Below are 19,839 nucleotides of genomic sequence, written 5' to 3'. Positions count from 1 at the left end.
GCGTGCCCGACGACCTGCCTTCTGCGCTTCCCCCTGACCTGGATGTCGACCTCACTCCACCTCAGCAACTGCCGTTCTTCAGGCGCCTGTTGTCGCGGCTGATTGGCCGCAGCCTGACCGGGCTAGGTTCGCAACACACACCGTCGTGGTTTCAGGGGCATGCCGATGGCTATCTGAACGGGCACATCGAGGGTGTCAGGGAAGGTTATGCCGACGGCTATCTGGATGGTCAGGAACAAGGCCGTCAGGTGCTGGTGATCAGCGACACGCGTCCTGCCAGGCATCGTGGGCCAAAAGTGGACGACCATTTGTTCGATGACTGGCGTTTGGCCCTGACGCCCGAGCTGAAAAAACGCATCAAGAGTGACGTAGCCGAAAAGCTTCCCGTGCATGCCCAGCCGAGTGCGGCGCAGTGGAAAATGATCTTCAGCGACACGCCATCCACTTATGTGATCGCGGGTGCAGGCGCGGGCAAGTCCACCTCGTTGGTGCTGCGCATTCTGTTGCTGCATCATTATCTGGGGTATGAACTGGACGCGATGACGGTCGTGACCTTCACGCGCGAGTCACGCAAGGACTTCATCAACAAGCTGATCGACCTCATGGCGCTGTGGGGGCATGCCTTGAGCCAGAAGCAGGCGCGGGAAGTGGTACGCACGTTCCACTCACGTATTCTGCCGCTGGTGCGCAGCTTGCCAGGGTTCGAACAGTTACGGGCCTTCGAGACGCTGGACAGTCAGGCGCCTGTGCAAGAGGACGCCGACAGCAACCCGTTCGATCTGCGTATCAATGACGCTCAGCGCCATCAGATGAACCTCTGCTATCGCGATCTCTACGCCAGCAATGAGCGCTTCCGAGAGGTCATGGCACCGCTGTATCGCCATGCCTTGCAACTCAAGGAGCTGGATCGTGATCATCCTGACGTTCAGAAACGCGCTGCGGTGACCGAACTGTCTTCGAAACGGGATGAAGAATGGTGCGATACGGTCGAGGACCTGTGGATACGTGCGAAAGCCTGGCCTATAAACGGCATTGAGCCTATGCGCCAAGTCATTGAAATAAATGGCTTTCCCTTTCATTTTCACGGCTACATTGCAGAGCTGGATGCCTGGGTCGTGCTGGGGCTCGACGCCCGTGAGGATCAGCAACTCAAGCGCCCCGGTGCCAAGTTGCCAGTCTGGGCAGAGGGCGTCATAAAGCGCACCCTGTTTCAAGCTTTCTGCAGTAAGCCATTGATATGGATGGATAACTACGAATCGGCGAGCAAGGTGATGCAGTCACTGGCCGGGTCTGCCGTCGCCGGACCGGGTTTCGACTATCGGGTCAAGGGCGAGCTGGGCGCCGCACCGCTGCTGGATTGTTTCGTGACGGCAGCAAGCTTTATCGAGAACCTGGGGCTGGACGTGCCAGGCGCGGTGGCCGAGATGAGTTTTGCCAGCGATGATCCCGATCGATTCTTCTTCGAGGCGCTCAGCCTGTTCTGGAAAGCCTTCGAGCAGCACCTGCTGGCACAGTCGCCGCCGGTCATGACGTACAACCGGATGTTCGCGTTGTTTGGCGAAACCTCGCCGGAAAACCTCAGGCACGTCAGTGACCCCGTACTGCGTCCCTTGTCTCACCTGATGATCGATGAATTTCAGGACGTCTCGCCACAGATCGTCTCCTGGATCCGCACGTGTCTGCGCGAGATTCGTCGGCGTGGTCCGGCCATGCACGTCGGACGTATCGCTCAGCGCTCCTCGTTGCTGTGTGTGGGGGATGACTGGCAATCCATTTATGGCTGGCGCGGCAGTTCGCCAAAGTACTTCATGGAGTTCGCCAAGGAGTTCTCGTCGCCTGCGACCACCAAAGTCATGCTCAGTGAAAACTATCGCAGTCATCAGCACATCATTGATGCTGCCGAGCATATCGTCCGTGCGGCCCCCGCGATTCCTGGCAAAAAGGCGCGAGCCAGCGGTGCGCCTCAAGAGTTGTTACCCGTAAAGGTACTCAGTCGCGACGAGGATGAATTGGCCGAACGTATTGCCGAACACCACGATGATGGCGACTCAATCCTGCTGCTGTATCGAAAAAGCAGCGAAAAAACCCGCTTTTCTCCACGCTTGCAAGCGTTGATCGATGCGGATTCGATGCAGGGTGCTCAGGGGCGTCGCATCAAAACACTGACGTACCACAGCTCCAAGGGTTTGCAGGCTGATGCCGTGTTTCTGCTGGGGGATTGCCAGCACCTGACTGTGTCGCCTTATAAGAATCAGGTTTACCGCCTGGCAGCGTTGGGTGAGGCCAATGATCTGCAGCCTTACGATACCGCGCAGAAGGATGAGGTGTTGCGTCTGGCGTATGTCGCCATCACGCGTGCTGCGCGCCACTGTTACTGGTATCTCGACGAGAGCGCGAGTGGCGCAGACAACCCGCAAATGCCCAAAGCCTCGGATCGAGTGCCGGCTGACAAACCCTTCTTCGAGGACCTGCGCAAGCCGTCACAGGCAGAATGAGTGCGGGCGCTTCAAGAAAAACTCGCTATCGGAACATGCGCGCCGAACAGCTCCAGTTCGGCTTCAATGGCTTCGATGATCCGCTCGACGTCCGCCGCATTCATCACCGTAGCGCAGGGTAGTCCGGCGATGGCCAGAACAGTCTCGCCACTGGCGCGATCAAACAGTCGGGCAATCATGCTGCTGGGCGCATCCATGCTGGCTTCAAAACCAACTGGATGAAAATGCCAGCGCATCAATTGGCAAGCGTTGGGAAACGTGACTTTGTTCATAGCGATGGCCCACCTGTTTCAATCGAGCACTTCCTTCGCTCCAAAGGGTAGGAAGACCGACCGAGATGCAACCTGCAAAGGCCCAGTTGACAGGCGGGTCACGGATGCAAATCCTCGCCTGATCACTCTGCTTTCCTACGGTATTATCCGAACGGTCTGACAAGGACTAAAAGTAGCACCGGACAACGCATTGCTGGAAAAATTTTTTATGACGTGGCAAGAATTTTTCAATTGTTTGATCTGCGTCAAAATAGGGTAGTGCTTGGGTGCTTTCCTGCAGGCCTTGTAGCCCTGTCATGGACTGAGGCAAGCTGTCGATATTGACCTGAGGAAATAACAATGCGTAAAACTTCTCTTGCCGCACTGATGTTGCTGGCGTCCACCAGCCATGCAGCGGAAACGGTCAATATCTACAACTGGACCGATTACATTGCGCCGGACACCTTGAAAAATTTCGAGACGGCGTCGGGCTACAAGACCCGGTATGAGACCTTCGAAACCAACGAGCTGCTCAACGCGAAGCTCACAGCGGGTCACTCCGGCTACGACGTTGTGTTTCCCTCGGTTCACTTTATGGGGCGGCAGATCGAGAAAGGTCTGCTCAAGACCCTCGACAAGCGCCAGCTTCCTAATTGGAAAAACCTCAATCCGGTATTGCTCAAGGCCCTGGATGCCAGCGATCCGGGCAATCAACATGGCTTTCCCTATCTGTGGGGCAGCACCGGGATCGGCTATAACGCGGCTATGGTCAAGGCCGCGCTGGGTAAAGACGCTCCGCTCAATTCCTGGGACCTGATCCTTAAGCCTGAAAACATCAAAAAGCTTGCCCAGTGCGGTGTTGCGATTCTCGACAGCGCCCCGGCCATGCTGCCGATCACCCTGAATTACCTGGGCCTTGATCCTCACAGTGAAAAGCCTGAAGACTATGTCCGGGCGCAGGCCGTACTGAGCGATGTGCGTCCCTATGTTCGTGACTTCAGCTCGTCGCAGTACATCGACGACCTGGCAACAGGCAAGATTTGCGTGGCGGTGGGGTATTCCGGTGATATTTCACAGGCTCAGGAACAGGCAGCGCAGCCTGGCACTGCGATTGCGATCAATTATGTCGTGCCTAAAGAAGGCGCGCCGATGTGGTTCGACATGGTCGCCATTCCCGAAGATGCGCCGAACCCGAAGGCCGCGTATGCGTTCCTGAATTATCTGCTGCGTCCGGAAGTCATCGCCAGCATTACCAATGTCGTGCATTACGCCAATGGCAACGAGAAGGCTGATGCCCTGATCAAGCCCGGTCTGTGGAGCGACACCGACGTCTATCCTGACGCCGACATGCTCGACCGCCTGTTTGCCATGGCCCCTATCTCGGCCAGGATGGATCAGTTGCGCGAAGGCATCTGGGAGTCAATCAAGGCCGGCAAATAATACAGACCGCTGAATGTTTAAATCAGATGCGCCTGCTGCAATTCAGTCAGCGCTTGGGCCTTTAGACGGGCCAGCAGCGGGTTGCGGCGGTCTCGGGGTGCGGGTAAATCGACCGAAAGTTCATGAACGATTCGGCCGGGACGAGTGCCCATGACCAGTACTCGGTCACTCAGGTAAAGCGCCTCATCGACATCATGGGTGACCAGCAACAGCGTGATGGCGTGGTGTCGAGCCAGTTGCAGCAGCAGGTCCTGCAGCTTCATGCGTGTGAACGCGTCCACCGCGCTGAACGGCTCATCCAGCAGCAGCACACTGGGATGCGAATACAAACCGCGAGCAATCGCCACGCGTTGCGCCATGCCGCCTGACAGCGCCTTGGGTAATGCGTCGGCAAAGCCGGACAGGCCCACTTCTTCAATCAATTGCCCGACCCAGTGCCGATCAAAGTGCTGGTCGTCGCTCAAGCCGATGTTGTGCGCAACGCTCAGCCACGGCATTAGGCGTGGCTCTTGAAACACAAACGCCACCTCGCCATGCGGCCTGCTGACCTCGCCCTTGAAGTCATGCTCAAGGCCTGCCGCAATCCTGAGCAACGTACTTTTGCCGCAACCGCTCGGGCCGAGCAGGCTGACAATTTCTCCAGGTCGCAATGACAGGTCGATGCCCTGCAAGACCGTACTCTCGGCAAACGCCTTGTGTGCAACGCGAATATCCATCAATGACGCTGTCATCAATCAACCCTCCCGGCTCTGGCCATTGAATGCATCGCGCCAGCTCAGAAAACGTTTTTCCAGCCCGGCCAACAGGCCATCGCTCAACTTGCCAAGGGTCGCCAGTACGACAATGGCCGCCAGAACGATGTCCGGGCGCGAGGTTTCACGTCCATCACTCAACAGGTAGCCCAGACCTTTTGTGGCAGCGATCAGCTCGGCAGCCACCAGAAACATCCAGGCCAGGCTCATTCCACTGCGCAATCCGGTGAACAGGCCGGGCAGGGCGGCAGGCAGCAGAATCCGGCGTGTCAGACGATAGCGGCTGAACCCGTACATCTGACCGACTTCCACCAGCTTGCGATCGATACCGCGAATCGCCGCCACACCATTGAGGTAGACCGGGAAGAAGGCACCGATGGCAATCAGCACGATCTTGGAGGTTTCGCCGATGCCCAGCCACAGCAACAAAAGCGGTACCCAGGCCAGGCTCGGAATCGAGCGCAGCCCGGCGAAGGTCGGCTCCAGATAAGCCTCGGCCTCACGGCTGAGCCCCACCCAGGCGGCGAACACCAGCGCCAGGCTCGCACCGATGGCAAAGCCACTGAGCACGCGCAGCAGGCTGGCGCTGATGTGTTTCCACAACGCGCCATCGGCCAGGTCGCAGAGGGTCAGTACGATCTCGCTGGGCGCCGGCATTTGATAGGACGGCAGCCAGCCGATGCGCACAACGAACTCGAGCAACACCACGATCAGTGCGGGTAATACCAACCCTTTAGTTGAAGTCTTATAACGATCCCACACACCGCGTTTCAACGTAGTCGACAGGGCAGGCTGCGCACGGTTGAGCGTCTTGCGTGCGCTATTCATGGCCGGGCGATCACAGAGGCCGAGAAGTCAGGGGTAATCAACTGATCGACGACCTGCTCGACGTTCACGCCTTTGCGTACCAGTTCCTCTGAGACCAGGATCGGCGCAGCTGCCTTGGAGGACTCGACATCCCTGGTGCTCAGTTGCGGGTTGCTCAGGTCTGTGCGCGACAGTTGCAGCCTGGCCACTTCCAGGGGCAGGCCGGACTCCTTGGCCAGCAGGCTGGCGAGTTCTTCAGGATTCTTCACGGCCCAGTCGCGCGCTTTTTCGTAAGCCGTCAGTACGGTTTTTATCGCGTTCGGATGCTCCTTGGCATACGACTCGGTGACGCTGAGCACGCCGTAACTGTTGAAATCCTTATTGCGATAGAGCAGGCGCGAACCTGCCTGAATCTGGCTGGCAGCCATGTGCGGATCCAGTCCAGCCCACGCGTCTACATCACCTTTTTCCAGCGCTATGCGACCGTCCGGGTGCTGCAGATGAAGCAGTTCAACGTCATCTTTTTTCAGGCCGGCCTGTTGCAGGGCGCGCAAGGTAAACAGGTAAGGGTCAGTGCCTTTGGTTGCTGCGATCTTCTTGCCTTTCAGGTCTGCAACCGACTGGAGCGACGAATCCTTGCGCACCACAAAGGCTGTCCATTCTGCCCGGCTGTAGACGTATACCGATTTGATCGGGCTACCGTTGGCCCGCGCCAATACCGCCGACAGACTGGCCGAGGAGGCAAAGTCGACACTACCGCTGTTGAGGTATTCCAGAGAGCGGTTGCTGCCTTGACTCAATACCCAGGTCACTTTCGATTGGGGAAGCGCCTGCTCCAGCCAGCCGAAATGCTTTAGCGCAAGGCTCACAGGCGAGTAATAGGCGTAATCGAGGCGTACTTCGGCGGGCAAGGCTTCAGCGGCCTGAGCGCCGGTCTGCAGCGTGAAGGCCAGTGTGAAGCTGGTCAGCAACCATTTTGCAAGCACGCGGGATGTCTGCAAGCGGAGCGCAAAGCGAGGTAGTGGCATGGGTAGATGATCCGGATCAGAGTGAGGTAGCAACCGCTGCGGTTTTTATTTCCAATTCAGCGGTTGAGTGGGCAGTAAGCGCATAAAAGGGAATATGCAGGCTCTGTGCCAGATGCCCCGGAGAGGCTGTTGAGCGCGGTTTGGCGTGATTTGAAGTCGCAGGCACTGCTTTCAGGAGTACAGTGCTGTCGAGAAGCTGTTGCAGAATCAACAGTGTGAGCTGGGACAAAAGCATCCATTGGCGGACCGCTTTACTGAGAAACATTCAGGTTTTTTGCGGCCTTCATGCAACACAAACGCTTTTTGGGACTCCTATCGTCCGTATTCTTCATTCCGAAACATTACCGAACTAATCTTTATCCGTGATCAAGGGGCACGCATTCGACTGATCCGCAGGGACAAAAAAGGGTAGCGAACCCGCTAAGGCAAGCGCATTCGCAGCAGCGACACGCTGACTTCTCCCTTAACCGCGTAAACCGCGTACCGGACTCAGAAAATAATGAATATTCCCAACCTGTCTACGAGCAGCCGACTTAAGCGGCGCATCGCATGGATTTCTCTTCCTACGATTTTGATGGCGTCAGCCGTTCTGCTGTTTTCCATGGGCAAAGGCGTGTACGCCGACCCGAAAAACGGCACCCAGACGCTGGTGTTTCTGCGTCATGCGGAAAAGCCTTCAATGGGGCTCGGCCAGTTGAACTGTCAGGGGCTCAACCGCGCCATCGAATTGTCCGAACTGCTGCCCAAGGAATTTGGCAAGGCTGACTTCATCTTCGCCGCCAATCCGAGCCGACATGTGGAAGAGGGTGATGGTGATCTTTCTTACAGCTACGTTAGGCCTTTGATGACGGTTGGCCCGAGTGCAATCAAGCTGGGTCTACCGATTAACATCGACTTCGGTGCCAATGACACCAGTGACCTTGCCGACGAGTTGATGCACGACAAGTACCATAACTCGATTATCTATACCGCCTGGTCCCATGGTTATCTGCCTGAGCTGATCAACAAGGTGGCCAAGGAAGCGTCCGGTAAGGATGTGAAACTGGTCAATGACTGGGAGGGCGATGATTTTGATTCGGTGGTGGTCGTGACCTTGAAGTGGGTCGATGGCAAGGCCACGCTGGAATACCAGAATCACAAGCAGGGTCTCAACAACGGGACCGAAGCGTGTCCGCAATCGACCTGAGGCAAAGGCGGCTACCTGCTGAATACATTAAATTCAATGCGTTTTTCTTCAGCAGGTTTGTAGACGTCTGATCAGGGCGATCGCACCCATCCAGTCAACCGTTAAGAAACTTCATCGACGCCGCCCCGTAACGCTCACCGGCCACAGCACCTTCGGCGGGAAAGATCGCATCGAGCTGCGCCAGCTCATCCTTGCTCAGGGTGACGGAAGCCGCCGCCACGTTGCTTTCCAGGTACTTTCGCTGTTTGGTGCCAGGAATCGGGATGATTTCGTCGCCTTGCGCCAGGACCCAGGCCAGTGCCAGCTGTGAAGCGCTGATGCCTTTAGTTGCCGCCAGCGCTTTGACCTTTTCCACCAGCGTCAGATTGCGATTGAAGTTCTCACCCTGAAAGCGTGGGCTGAAACGGCGGTAGTCGTCTGCCGCAAAGTCGTCCGGGGTGCGCAGTTCACCTGTCAGAAACCCTCGTCCCAACGGGCTGTAGGCCACGAACGCAATGCCCAGACGGCGACAGGTAGCGAGTACATCGTCGTGCTCCGGGTCGCGCGACCACAGCGAATATTCGCTCTGTACAGCCGCCAATGGATGCACCTTGTGGGCGCGCTCGATGGTTGCGGCACTCGCCTCGCAAATGCCGATATGACGCACCTTGCCGGCCTTGACCAGCTCAGCCATGGCGCCGATGGTCTCCTCGATTGGCACGTTCGGGTCTATGCGGTGCTGGTAGTAGAGGTCCAGATAGTCGGTGTTCAGACGCTTGAGACTGCCGTCGATGGACTGGCGAATGTATTCGGGGCGTCCGTCGACACCACGCGCGTGGGGATCGGCGCTGCGCAGGATGCCGAACTTGCTGGCCAGATAAATGCCCTCACGCTTGCCCTCCAATGCTCTGCCGAGAAGCGATTCGTTGGTGTGCGGGCCGTACATGTCGGCGGTGTCGAAAAAGGTGACGCCCAGTTCCAGTGCCCGATGCAGGGTGGCTATGGACTCCTGCTCATCGATCCCGGTGGTGTAGAAATCTGACATCCCCATGCAGCCCAGACCTATGGCGGACACCTCGGGACCTTGTTTGCCGAGTTGACGTGTGATCACGGTGATTGCTCCTTGAGATAAAAGACCGGATCAGTTTCTGCTCTTTATCTTGGGCAATAAACCGGGTGTTTTTGATTTAACTGTTCGGATTTTCTAAACAGTCGCTGGCGTGGCGCCTAGGCACCTGACGACGATCCGGGGTTGAGACTTCTGATCCGACAAAACGCACTAGCCAGCAAAAACGCAAAAGAGTACAAATGTACTCCATGAGCAGATTAACTCCCCGCCGTAGCGCCATCCTGACCTTCATCCGCGATCGCATCGCGCAGCAAGGGCAATCGCCGAGCCTGGCAGAAATCTCCGAGGCTTTCGGTTTTGCCTCGCGCAGCGTGGCGCGCAAACACATTGTGGCCCTGACCGAGGCCGGGCTGATCGAAGTGGTGCCCCACCAGGCACGCGGTATTCGTCTTTTGCAGAACGGCTCGCGCCCAGAGCTGCTGGAAATCCCCGTACTGGGTCGCGTCGCTGCCGGTGCGCCCATCGGGCCGGACCTTGATGTACACGCCACCCTGCATCTGGATCGTGGCACCTTCACCCGCGTGCCGGATTACCTGCTGAGGGTGCAGGGTGATTCCATGATTGAGGACGGCATTCTCGATGGCGATCTGGTCGGCGTGCATCGCAACCCGCTGGCCAGCGACGGTCAGATCGTCGTCGCCCGTCTGGATGGTGAAGTCACCATCAAGCGGCTGCGCCACAGCGCCGACGGGCTGCAGTTGTTGCCACGCAACCCGGCTTACCAGCCTATTCTCGTCACACCCGATCAGGACTTCGCCATTGAAGGCGTGTTCTGCGGCCTGGTCCGGCGCGAATGATGGGCGCCGTCGTCAGCCTGGACAGCCTGCTGGATGAGCGCAGGGTCTGGAAAGGGCGTCAGCAGTCAGCGCCGCAGGCCAGCCCGCAGCCCAGCGGCCATGCGTTGCTCGACAGCGTCCTGCCCACTGGCGGGTGGCCGCCTGCCGCACTGACTGAAATCCTGATCCCCGCCAATGGCAGTGGTGAGTTGCGCCTGCTATGGCCCAGCCTGGCGCGGCTGTCCGGCATCGGTGAGCGCATCGTACTGGTCGCGCCGCCGTATCTGCCGTACCCGCAGGCCTGGCTGGCTGCCGGGGTCGATCTGCGACAAATGACCTTGATCAATGCCGGCGGCAAGGACGCCTTGTGGGCCGCCGAGCAATGCCTGCGCTCCGGCAGTTGTGGCGCTGTGGTGTGCTGGCCCGGCATGGTCGATGACCGTGCGTTGCGTCGCCTGCAGGTGGCTGCCGAAACCGGACAGACCCTGGCCTTCGCCTGTCGGCCTCAGCAGGCCGCTGCCAATCCGTCGCCCGCTGCACTGCGCATTGCTGTCGATACCCGTCCCGCACAATTGCGGGTGCTCAAATGCCGTGGCGGGCCTGCTCCTGCCTTGCCGATTCCATTCCCGACCGACGCTTGAGGTTCTTATGCTGTGGGCCTGTGTCTTGCTGCCGCAACTGGCACTCGACGGCGTCATGCGCCGCCATACCGATCCGGATGAGCCGCTGGCCTTGATCAGTGGCAGCGCACAACGTCGGGTGCTGCAGGCCGTGAATCCGGCCGCGCGAACCCTTGGGCTGCGACCCGGGCAGTCGCTCAGTGCGGCGCAGGCCTTGGCTTCAGGTTTTACGATGGTCGCCCATGATCCGTCCGAAACCGAACGCTTGCAGCAATTGCTGGCAGCCTGGGCCTATGGCTTCAGCTCCAACGTCAGCCTCAAATACCCACGCGTTCTGCTGATGGAAATCGAGTCCAGCCTGAAACTGTTCGGACCATGGCCGGTGTTCGAGAAGAGGTTGCGCGAAGAACTGACCGGGCTTGGCTTTCGTCATCGCATCGTTGTGGCGCCCAACCCGGTGGCTGCGCGCATGCTGGCCAACATGCACGATGGCCTGAGCATCGATTGCCCGCACGCTCTGCGCCGCACCCTTGAGCAGATGCCTGTAGACCGTATCGGCCTTGGGCGTGAAGTGGCAACGGCGTTTACCCGCATGGGCCTGCGCAATGTCCGCCAGGTGCTGGCCTTGCCGCGCGATACGCTGGCGCGGCGTTTTCCGGTCAGTGTTCTGCAGCATCTCGACACATTGCTGGGCGAGCGGCCGGTGGCCCTGGAATGCTATCTGCCGCCGGATTTTTTCGACCTGCGCATCGAACTGAATTTCGACGTCGAATCACATCAGGCCTTGCTGTTCCCGCTCAAGCGCCTGATCGCCGATCTGGCGATGTTCCTGACGGGGCGCGACAGTGGCGTGCAGCGGTTCGCCCTGCATCTGGAGCATGTCGACGGACCGGATACCGTCGTTCAGGTAGGCCTGCTCAGTGCCGAACGTGACGCTGCGATGCTGTTCGAACTGGCACGTGGCAGGCTGGAACAGGTGCTGGTGGCTTCTCCGGTCCGGGCGGTTCGCTTGCTGGCTCGGGACTTGCCGGACTTTGTTCCCACGCACCGGACATTGTTCGATGAACGAGAGCAACAGACCTTGCCATGGGAGCAACTGCGCGAACGCCTGCGGGCGCGACTGGGTGACGAGTCGGTCAACGGTCTGCGAGCACTTGCCGACCATCGCCCCGAATGTGCCTGGCAACCCGCGACTGAAAGCAAGACCCTGCCAACCGTAAGCGATCATGCCCGTCCGGGCTGGCTGTTGAATCAGCCGCAGACTTTGCCCGCACAGGCTGTCCGAATCCTGGCCGGTCCTGAGCGTATCGAGTCGGGCTGGTGGGACGGCGGTGATGTGCGCCGTGATTACTATCGGGTGGAAACCCTGAGCGGCCAGCGCGCATGGGCCTATCGCACTGTGGGCGAGAATGGCGAGCTGCTGCTGCACGGCTGGTTCGCGTGAACACCGATTACGCAGAACTGCATTGCCTGTCGAACTTCAGCTTCCAGCGTGGCGCGTCCAGCGCTCAGGAGCTGTTTCAGCGGGCCGAACGGCATGGTTACGCAGCGCTGGCGATCACCGATGAATGCACGTTGGCCGGCATCGTACGGGCGTGGCAGGCCTCGAAGGACAGCGGTTTGCCTCTGATCGTCGGCAGCGAAATGCAGATTGAGAAGGGGCCCAAGGTCGTGCTGCTGGTGGAAGACCTGATCGGTTACCAGGCGCTTTGCCGAATCATCACCGTGGCTCGGCGTCGCGCCAAAAAGGGCGAATACCGGCTGCTGCGCGATGACATCGAGGTATCGTCCAGCGGCTTGCTGGCCATCTGGCTGCCAGACATCGATGGCGACGCTCAAGCCTGTCTGGAGCAAGGACGCTGGCTGTGTGGCCGCTTCGCCGAGCGCCTCTGGCTAGGCGTCGAACTGCATCGTGGGCCGGATGACGAGCAGCGCCTTGCTGATCTGCTGGCGCTGGCGAAGTCCTTGAGCATTCCGGTCGCGGCCTGCGGCGACGTGCACATGCATGCCCGTGGACGACGCGCCTTGCAGGACACCATGACTGCGATCCGCCATCACACCACCGTCGCCGAGGCCGGACATCGATTGTTTGCCAACGGTGAGCGTCACTTGCGCACCAAAGACGCGCTTGCCGAGCTGTACCCTGACTGGCTGCTGGCAGAGTCGGTACGTATTGCCCAGCGCTGTTCGTTCGACCTGAAAGATTTGAAGTACGAATATCCCCAGGAACTGGTCCCCAAAGACCAGGCCCCGTCGTCCTGGCTGCGCGAGCTGACCGAGCGTGGCGTACGCAAGCGCTGGCCTGACGGCCTGCGCGCTTCTACCCGTGAGCAGGTCGAGAAGGAGCTGGCGCTGATCGCGGAAATGAAGTTCGACAGCTACTTCCTGACGGTTCACGACATCGTCGACTTTGCCCGCCGCCAGCATATTCTCTGCCAGGGGCGAGGATCTGCGGCCAATTCGGTGGTGTGTTATGCGTTGGGGATCACCGAACTGAACCCGGAAACGAGTAACCTGCTGTTCGAACGGTTCATCTCCAAAGAGCGCAACGAACCGCCCGACATCGACGTGGATTTCGAGCATGACCGCCGCGAGGAAGTCATTCAGTACGTGTTCCGGCGTTATGGCCGGGGCAGGGCAGCGCTCACCGCCGTGGCCAGCACTTATCACGGTTCAGGCGCGATGCGCGACGTGGCTAGGGTGCTGGGCCTGCCGCCCGATCAAATCAATGCACTGGCCGATGCCTTCAGTCGCTGGAGCGATACGCTGCCTTCTCCTGAGCGCCTGCGCGAATACGGCCTCGACCCCGAAGCGCCGATGCTCAAACGAGTGCTGGCCCTGACGGACGAATTGATCGGCTTTCCTCGGCACCTCTCGCAGCATCCAGGCGGTTTCGTGATTTCCGAGCATCCCCTGGACACATTGGTACCTGTCGAGAACGCGGCCATGGCCGACCGCACCATTATTCAATGGGACAAGGACGACCTTGATCTGGTCGGCCTGTTGAAGGTCGATATCCTGGCCCTGGGCATGCTCAGCGCGCTGCGCAGGACCTTCGATCTGGTGCACTTGCATCGCGGCAAGCAGTGGACGTTGGCGAACATAAAGGCCGATGATCGCCCGACCTACGACATGATCAGTCGCGCCGACACCATCGGCGTGTTCCAGATCGAGTCGCGGGCACAGATGGCCATGCTGCCGCGCCTCAGGCCCGAGAAGTTTTACGATCTGGTGATCGAGGTGGCCATCGTCCGGCCGGGGCCGATTCAGGGCGATATGGTTCACCCGTATTTGCGCAGGCGTAACAAGGAAGAGGCGATTACCTATCCGCCAGCGCTTGAAAAAGTGTTCAAACGCACCCTCGGCGTACCGTTGTTTCAGGAACAGGTTATGGAAGTGGCGATCATCGCTGCCGACTACACGCCCGGCGAGGCCGATCAGTTGCGTCGTTCCATGGCGGCCTGGAAACGCCACGGCGGGCTTGAGCCGCATCGCGAGCGCCTGACCAAAGGCATGTTGAAGAACGGTTACGAGCAGGCCTTCGCTGATCGCATTTTCGAGCAGATCAAGGGCTTCGGCAGTTACGGCTTCCCCGAATCCCACGCCGCCAGCTTTGCCTTGCTGACCTACGCCAGCTGCTGGCTGAAGTGCCATGAGCCGGCGGCCTTCACCTGCGCCTTGATCAACAGTTGGCCCATGGGTTTTTACAGCCCGGATCAACTGTTGCAGGACGCACGCCGCCATCACATTGAAATCCGCCCGGTGGATGTGCGTTACAGCGACTGGGATTGCTCACTGGAACCCATCGAACATCCCGACTACAGGCGCAATCTGGCGATTCGTCTGGGGATGCGCATGGTGCGCGGCTTTCGGGAAGACGATGCGCTGCGTATCGAAAGCGCCAGAGCGACTCGTGCGTTCGTCGATGCCACTGACCTGACGGTTCGCGCCGGGCTGGACCACCGTGCTGCTGAGTCTCTGGCCGATTCCGGTGCATTGCGTGGCCTGATCGGCCATCGGCATCGGGCACGCTGGGAAGTCGCCGGTGTAGAAGCCCAGCGGCCCTTGTTTGATGATCTGCCCAGTGAAGAACATCAGGTCACGCTGCCGCTGCCCACCGTGGCCGAGGATCTGGTCGCCGACTACGCCACGTTGGGCACCACGTTGGGGCCGCACCCGCTGGCCTTGCTGCGTCGCCAACTGGCCGCCAAGCGCTTTCGCAGTTCGCAGGATCTGCTCACCCTGGAGAATGACCGAACCCTCAGCGTGGCAGGACTGGTCATCGGCCGGCAGCGCCCCGGCACCGCCAGCGGCGTGACCTTCGTGACCCTGGAAGACGAATTCGGGATGGTCAATGTCGTTGTCTGGCGCGACCTGGCCGAGCGTCAGCGTAAAGTGCTGGTCGGTTCACAGCTGCTGCAAGTGTTCGGGCGTCTGGAGTCCAAGAGTGGAGTCAGGCATCTGATCGCCCAGCGGTTGTATGACCTGACGCCGTTGCTGACCGGGCTGGATGTGCGCAGCCGGGATTTCCAGTAACCGCAGGGGCGCGAAACAGGCTCGCAATTTGCAGCATTGAACGCATTCCCATTCTGCCCACGAGAGGCCTTGCATGTACAAAGACTATCCAGCCGCTTATCAGGTGAGCAAAGGTGCCGCACTGCAGGTTGATACGGCCTTTTACGAGCGTATCCGCGCCAATGCCCAGCAGCGCACCCTGGTCGAGCAGTTCGAAGTGCCGATCCGCACCGGTCGCGCCTGGAAGGTCAAGGCCGGGCAAGTGTTTCGCGTCACCACACCGGTCGGCCCGCAGGTGGGTGATTTCAACGTCTGGAACGCCAATGATCCCCGCGAGCGACTGTGGGCGGCCAGAACCCGTCAGTTGCAGGGCGCTCATGTCAGCACTCACGACCGGCTCTGGTCGAACCTGCCATTCCTGCGACCCATGGTGACCATCACCGACGACAGTCTGGCCAGTTACGGCATCGACGAGCACGGTGGGCGACTGCATGACCTGCTGGGGACGCGCTGCGACCCCTACGTCAATAAGATGCTGACCGGCGAGGACTTCCATCATCATTGCCATTCGAACCTGACACGCGCGGTGCTGCCCTACGGTCTGACCGAATTCGATGTGCACGACGTATTGAACATTTTCCAGTGCACGGGGCTTAACCATGACGACATGTACTTCATGAAGGCTTGCCCGGCGCAGAAGGGGGATTATCTTGAGTTCTTCGCCGAAATCGATCTGCTGTGCGCCTTGTCTACCTGTCCGGGCGGCGACCTGTCGCTGCCGATGTGGGGGCCGGATGCTCAGGATCCGTTAAGTGTATGCAGGCCGTTGGGTGTCGAAATTTATGACCTGCAAGCGTCCCTGCTGGAAGGCTGGCAGCCTCCACAGCGCGCAGCGTACAAAGGGCTGCACGGTCTGCAGATCGCCAAGGCTGAGTGGGAGATCTAGATTTCTGGCGTCCTGAGCGGCGGCTTATCAGATCACATGTCCATTGATGATTAATCGAGATATTGTGGGAGGCGGCTTGCCGGCGATGCGATCTATCAAACGATCTGCTGGCAACGGGCATGACGCTTTCGCCGACCTCTCATCACGCCGAGCGCGCCATCCTGCGCAATCCCCAGATCATCGCAGCGCCCATACCCAGCATGGCGACAAGCAATGCGGGATAGCTGACCCACCACTGCAGCGGGGCGGTCATCATGCTGAATTCCGACATGCCGCCGATCCCGGCGATGAGATTCAGCGGCAGGAAGACCACATTAATCAGGGTCAGCTTGCGCAGCAGGGTGTTGGTGCTGTTGTTGACCAGATTGCCCCGTGCATCCATCAGCCCGGCAAAGACCGTCGAGTAGATTTCAGCCTGTTTGTAGCACTGGTCGTTCTCGATGATCATGTCGTCGATCAGCGCCAGGACCGCGCTGCCATACTGCTTGCCCTGCGCATGATTGCGCAGGCGGGTCAGGACCGTACCGTTGCTGTGGATCGCGTTGATGTAATACACCAGGCTTTCGCTGAGGTTGAACATCTGCAGCAAATGGCGGTTTTCCAGTGAGGAATTGAATTTCTGCTGCAGTTCGCGCGCCACCATCTTGATCACCTTCAAGTGGCCCAGATAGTGATGGATGTTGTTGAACAGCATTTCCAGCAGGATATCCAGCGGCTGATCCAGAGGGCGTTGCGTTACCAGTGACGTCAGTGGCTGGTCGTCGTCGCAGATCAACAGCAACTGATCCTGCTTGAGCAAGACGCCGAATGACGAGACATCAAACGAGAAACTGTCCTGGCCCGAATAGTTCTCGGGCCGCTTCCAGATCAGAAACAATGCATCGGGGTGAAACTCGATGCGGGATATTTCATCCGGGTCCAATGCGGATGCCACCGCATGCTCATCCAGATGAAAACGCTCCGCTAGCAGCGTGCGCTCGCTGGCGTCCGGTTTGCTGAACCACAGCACCTGAGCGGTGTGTGGATCACAGGCTTGCAGGCGGTTTGCATCGAGTTTCAGGCCTTTGATCATCGGACGTCACCAGGCCTGACCGAGGCGTTTGAGTTCGAGGCGGCGGATAAACTCCTCCAGCACCAGGCTGTACAGATCGTCCTGCAGGTAAGCGTCTTCGATACCGGCGTCCAGGTTGGGGTTGTCGTTGACTTCGATGACGACCACCTTGTCGCCTGCCTGCTTCAGGTCAACGCCGTAAAGGCCGTCACCGATCAGGTTAGCGGTCTTGAGCGCCAGTTCGACCACGGCTCGTGGCGCTTCGTGAACCGCCAGAGTGCGGCATTCGCCATTGATTTCGGCACCGACGGCCTTGTGGTTGTAGATCTGCCAATGCCCCTTGGACATGAAGTATTGGCAGGCAAAGATCGGCTTGCGGTTGAGGATGCCGATGCGCCAGTCGTACTCGGTGTAGAAAAACTCCTGTGCCAGCAGCAACACCGAATGCTCGAATAACTGAGCCGTCGCTGCCTGCATTTCTTCGGGCGTACTGACCTTGATGACACCGCGCGAGAAACAGCCGTCGGGAATTTTCAGCACCAGTGGAAAACCGAGACGTTCAGCAACACTTTCCAGTTCTTCGGGCCTGTCCTTGTAGAGGATTTCTGTACGCGGCATTCCCAGATCGTGGCTCTTGAGCAGGTCGGTGAGGTACACCTTGTTGGTGCAGCGCAGAATGGACGTGGAGTCATCCATGACCACCAACCCCTCGCTTTCCGCTTTCTTGGCAAAGCGGTAGGTATGGTTATCGACACTGGTGGTTTCGCGGATCAACAGCGCGTCGTATTCGGCCAGTCGCGCATAGTCCTTCTTCTCGATCAGCTCGACATCGATACCCAGCCGCTGGCCGACGCGAATGAAACTGGCCAGCGCCTCGGCATTGGAGGGCGGCAATTGCTCTTGCGGATCATGCAGGATCGCCAGGTCGTAGCGGGCCAGACGGCGCGACTTCGGCTGTCGCCAGATCTTGCGACTGAAGCCATCCAGCGCAAGGGCGAACTCGTCTTGCTGATCATCACGCAAGCGGGGCAGTGCGCCGGCCTTGATACCTGAAATGTGCCAGTTGTCCCGCTTGCGGAATTCAACCAGCAGAATCGGACAGGGAAACGCTTCGAACAACTGGCGCGCCAGATCGTTGAGCGGGGCCAGGGTCGTCTGACCAAAGTAAAGGGTCAGTGTAAAACTGTCGGTGTCGTCATAAGGGTGATCCTGAAGTGCAGTTTCCAGCAACTTGTCCAGGTCATCCAGTGCCAATCCGTACAGTGACTTGCGTGTCAGTTCGCTGACCGTGCGTACAGACGGAATTACATGATGCTGGCGCGCCTCCGCCAACAGCGAACAGTAGTAGCCGTGACCCAGATACTTGTAACTCCGGCACAGGTTGATGACCTGTACACGCTTGCCTGCTGTGGCTTTCAGCGGTTTTTCAAGATAATCCTGCGCGGTCATCAGGTCTTCGCTGGGGAAGTAGGACGCCCAGTCTTCCAGTCGCTCGACAATAATGACAACTTGGCTCTGTGCTGCAAAAGGAACGGCGGGATAAGCCCGTTTCGTTGTTGCTGAAACTTCACGTTGAGCCGATACTTCGTTCATCTTCACCTGCGCCGCTGACATGGGTAATCGATCCGATGGGAAACAGTCCTTTCTATTAAGCATGTGCTTATTGAAATGTCCCGTTTCGTTACACAACTTTTACGGCGGTGCAGATGGACTTTATATTTCGCGGTGCAGTGGAATCCGATGTCGAAGGTTTGTTGTTTCTGGAGAACCAGTGCTTTGAAGGGGACCGGCTGACGGCCCGCAGTTTCAACTGGATGATTCGTCGGGCCAATGCTTGTCTGATCGTGGCCGAGCGTGCCGGACAGCTGACCGGTTATGCGCTGGTGCTGTTTCACCGTGGCACATCGCTGGGGCGTCTGTATTCGCTGGCGATTGCCGACACCGCACGGGGTCAGGGGCTTGGCAAGCACCTGTTGCAGCGTGCAGAGCAGCAGGCGGTCGAGCGCGACTGCGCCTATCTGCGTCTGGAGGTGCGCCCCGATAACCTCGCCGCCATTGGCCTGTATGAGCGCAGCGGCTATCGGCGCTTCGCGCAGGTCGATGATTACTATCAGGACCATGCGCCTGCGCTGCGTTATGAAAAACGTATTGTCGAGCACGCCCGGCATAACGGCCGTTCGGTGCCTTACTATCAGCAAACACTGGATTTCACCTGCGGCCCGGCCTGCCTGTTGATGGCGATGAAAGCCTTGCAACCCGAGCGCTCGATGGTGCGTGCCGAGGAGTTGCAGATCTGGCGGGAGGCGACCACCGTATTCATGACCTCGGGCCATGGCGGATGCAGTCCGCAGGGACTGGCTCTGGCAGCCTGGCGGCGCGGCTTTGGCGTGAAACTGTTGGTGTCGGTGTCCGGGCCTTTGTTTCTGAACGGTGTGCGCAGTGATACCAAGAAGCAGGTGGTACGTCTGGTACACGAGCAGTTTTGTCGTGAACTGGACGATTCAGGCGTCCAGATGCTGGCCGATCATGCCCTGAACCTGCCGCGTGTGCTGGCGGAGGGCGGCAAGCCGCTGGTGCTGATCAGCAGCTATCGCCTCACCCGCTCCAAGGCGCCGCATTGGGTGATGGTCACGGATTGCGACAACGATTTCGTCTACCTGCATGACCCGGATATCGACCACAGCCTGCACCGTCAGGCTATCGACTGCCAGCATCTGCCCGTGAGCCATGCCGACTTCAATCGAATGAGCTGTTTTGGGACTGACAAGCTGCGTGCCGCCGTGGTTGTTTACCCGGCAACACTTTCTGACCGTGATCGTGCGCAAGCTTCATGAGCGGCTATGGCTTTAATAACGGGGCAGGGC

16 protein-coding genes are annotated in these 19,839 nt (G+C 59.0%); 9 read left to right on the top strand and 7 right to left on the bottom strand.

Annotation, left to right across the window (positions count from 1 at the left end; all coding sequences use genetic code 11):
* Positions 1 to 2 precede the first annotated feature (2 nt).
* On the top strand, positions 3 to 2,495 hold the full coding sequence (locus H8S56_RS02040; RefSeq protein ID WP_187517721.1) for a UvrD-helicase domain-containing protein: 2,493 nt from the start codon (positions 3 to 5) through the stop codon (positions 2,493 to 2,495).
* A gap of 11 nt (positions 2,496 to 2,506) precedes the next feature.
* On the opposite strand, the gene H8S56_RS02035 is transcribed toward H8S56_RS02040, so the two are convergent.
* Entirely contained in the window at positions 2,507 to 2,767 is a 261-nt protein-coding gene (locus H8S56_RS02035) for a DUF1652 domain-containing protein (RefSeq protein ID WP_187517720.1), read from the bottom strand.
* 339 nt (positions 2,768 to 3,106) lie between these two features.
* Here H8S56_RS02035 and H8S56_RS02030 point away from each other — a divergent pair, with 339 nt between their 5' ends.
* The gene (locus tag H8S56_RS02030) at positions 3,107 to 4,186 is read left to right on the top strand and encodes a polyamine ABC transporter substrate-binding protein (RefSeq protein ID WP_187517719.1); all 1,080 of its coding nucleotides are present in this window, start codon (positions 3,107 to 3,109) and stop codon (positions 4,184 to 4,186) included.
* 17 nt (positions 4,187 to 4,203) lie between these two features.
* On the opposite strand, the gene H8S56_RS02025 is transcribed toward H8S56_RS02030, so the two are convergent.
* The 3 genes from H8S56_RS02025 to H8S56_RS02015 are packed head-to-tail and all read right to left on the bottom strand — an operon-like array spanning position 4,204 to position 6,773.
* Positions 4,204 to 4,917 carry an ABC transporter ATP-binding protein gene (locus H8S56_RS02025; RefSeq protein ID WP_187517718.1) on the bottom strand — a complete coding sequence of 238 codons (714 nt, stop codon included), beginning with the start codon at positions 4,915 to 4,917 and terminating at the stop codon, positions 4,204 to 4,206.
* 3 nt (positions 4,918 to 4,920) lie between these two features.
* On the bottom strand, positions 4,921 to 5,766 hold the full coding sequence (locus H8S56_RS02020; protein WP_187517717.1) for an ABC transporter permease: 846 nt from the start codon (positions 5,764 to 5,766) through the stop codon (positions 4,921 to 4,923).
* The gene (locus H8S56_RS02015) at positions 5,763 to 6,773 is read right to left on the bottom strand and encodes an aliphatic sulfonate ABC transporter substrate-binding protein (protein WP_187517716.1); all 1,011 of its coding nucleotides are present in this window, start codon (positions 6,771 to 6,773) and stop codon (positions 5,763 to 5,765) included. Before H8S56_RS02015 ends, H8S56_RS02020 begins: the two co-directional genes overlap by 4 nt.
* A 499-nt stretch (positions 6,774 to 7,272) precedes the next feature.
* Between H8S56_RS02015 and H8S56_RS02010 the strand changes: the two genes are divergently transcribed.
* Positions 7,273 to 7,959: a hypothetical protein gene (locus H8S56_RS02010; RefSeq protein ID WP_187517715.1), complete on the top strand. Its 687-nt coding sequence runs from the start codon at positions 7,273 to 7,275 to the stop codon at positions 7,957 to 7,959.
* A 94-nt stretch (positions 7,960 to 8,053) separates the two neighbouring features.
* On the opposite strand, the gene H8S56_RS02005 is transcribed toward H8S56_RS02010, so the two are convergent.
* Positions 8,054 to 9,049 carry an aldo/keto reductase gene (locus tag H8S56_RS02005; protein WP_187517714.1) on the bottom strand — a complete coding sequence of 332 codons (996 nt, stop codon included), beginning with the start codon at positions 9,047 to 9,049 and terminating at the stop codon, positions 8,054 to 8,056.
* Positions 9,050 to 9,246: 197 nt separating this feature from the next.
* Here H8S56_RS02005 and lexA point away from each other — a divergent pair, with 197 nt between their 5' ends.
* The 5 genes from lexA to H8S56_RS01980 all read left to right on the top strand — a co-directional run bounded on the left by lexA (position 9,247) and on the right by H8S56_RS01980 (position 15,924).
* Positions 9,247 to 9,864 carry a transcriptional repressor LexA gene (lexA, locus tag H8S56_RS02000; protein WP_187517713.1) on the top strand — a complete coding sequence of 206 codons (618 nt, stop codon included), beginning with the start codon at positions 9,247 to 9,249 and terminating at the stop codon, positions 9,862 to 9,864.
* On the top strand, positions 9,864 to 10,484 hold the full coding sequence (gene imuA / locus H8S56_RS01995; RefSeq protein ID WP_187517997.1) for a translesion DNA synthesis-associated protein ImuA: 621 nt from the start codon (positions 9,864 to 9,866) through the stop codon (positions 10,482 to 10,484). The genes lexA and imuA overlap by 1 nt, the downstream gene beginning before the upstream one ends.
* Positions 10,485 to 10,491: 7 nt before the next feature.
* Positions 10,492 to 11,907 carry a Y-family DNA polymerase gene (locus tag H8S56_RS01990; protein ID WP_024694769.1) on the top strand — a complete coding sequence of 472 codons (1,416 nt, stop codon included), beginning with the start codon at positions 10,492 to 10,494 and terminating at the stop codon, positions 11,905 to 11,907.
* Positions 11,847 to 14,999, top strand: coding sequence for an error-prone DNA polymerase (locus tag H8S56_RS01985; RefSeq protein WP_214653907.1), 3,153 nt, complete (start codon positions 11,847 to 11,849; stop codon positions 14,997 to 14,999). Before H8S56_RS01990 ends, H8S56_RS01985 begins: the two co-directional genes overlap by 61 nt.
* Before the next feature lie 73 nt (positions 15,000 to 15,072).
* Positions 15,073 to 15,924 carry an urea carboxylase-associated family protein gene (locus tag H8S56_RS01980; RefSeq protein WP_024688482.1) on the top strand — a complete coding sequence of 284 codons (852 nt, stop codon included), beginning with the start codon at positions 15,073 to 15,075 and terminating at the stop codon, positions 15,922 to 15,924.
* 142 nt (positions 15,925 to 16,066) lie between these two features.
* Here H8S56_RS01980 and H8S56_RS01975 read toward each other — a convergent pair whose 3' ends face one another.
* Positions 16,067 to 16,996 carry a magnesium transporter CorA family protein gene (locus tag H8S56_RS01975; protein WP_024686353.1) on the bottom strand — a complete coding sequence of 310 codons (930 nt, stop codon included), beginning with the start codon at positions 16,994 to 16,996 and terminating at the stop codon, positions 16,067 to 16,069.
* 6 nt (positions 16,997 to 17,002) lie between these two features.
* A complete protein-coding gene (locus tag H8S56_RS01970; protein WP_024686352.1) occupies positions 17,003 to 18,589 on the bottom strand; it encodes a RimK family protein in 1,587 nt (528 codons plus the stop codon).
* A gap of 92 nt (positions 18,590 to 18,681) precedes the next feature.
* Here H8S56_RS01970 and H8S56_RS01965 point away from each other — a divergent pair, with 92 nt between their 5' ends.
* Positions 18,682 to 19,809 (top strand): GNAT family N-acetyltransferase/peptidase C39 family protein, encoded by a 1,128-nt coding sequence (locus tag H8S56_RS01965; RefSeq protein ID WP_187517711.1) that lies wholly within the window; start codon positions 18,682 to 18,684, stop codon positions 19,807 to 19,809.
* Positions 19,810 to 19,839 lie beyond the last annotated feature (30 nt).

Origin of the sequence: Pseudomonas triticifolii, assembly GCF_014358015.1 — a bacterium.
GTDB lineage: Bacteria > Pseudomonadota > Gammaproteobacteria > Pseudomonadales > Pseudomonadaceae > Aquipseudomonas > Aquipseudomonas triticifolii.
Note: the sequence above shows the minus strand (reverse complement) of the source record. Positions and strands in the feature narration are given on the sequence as shown.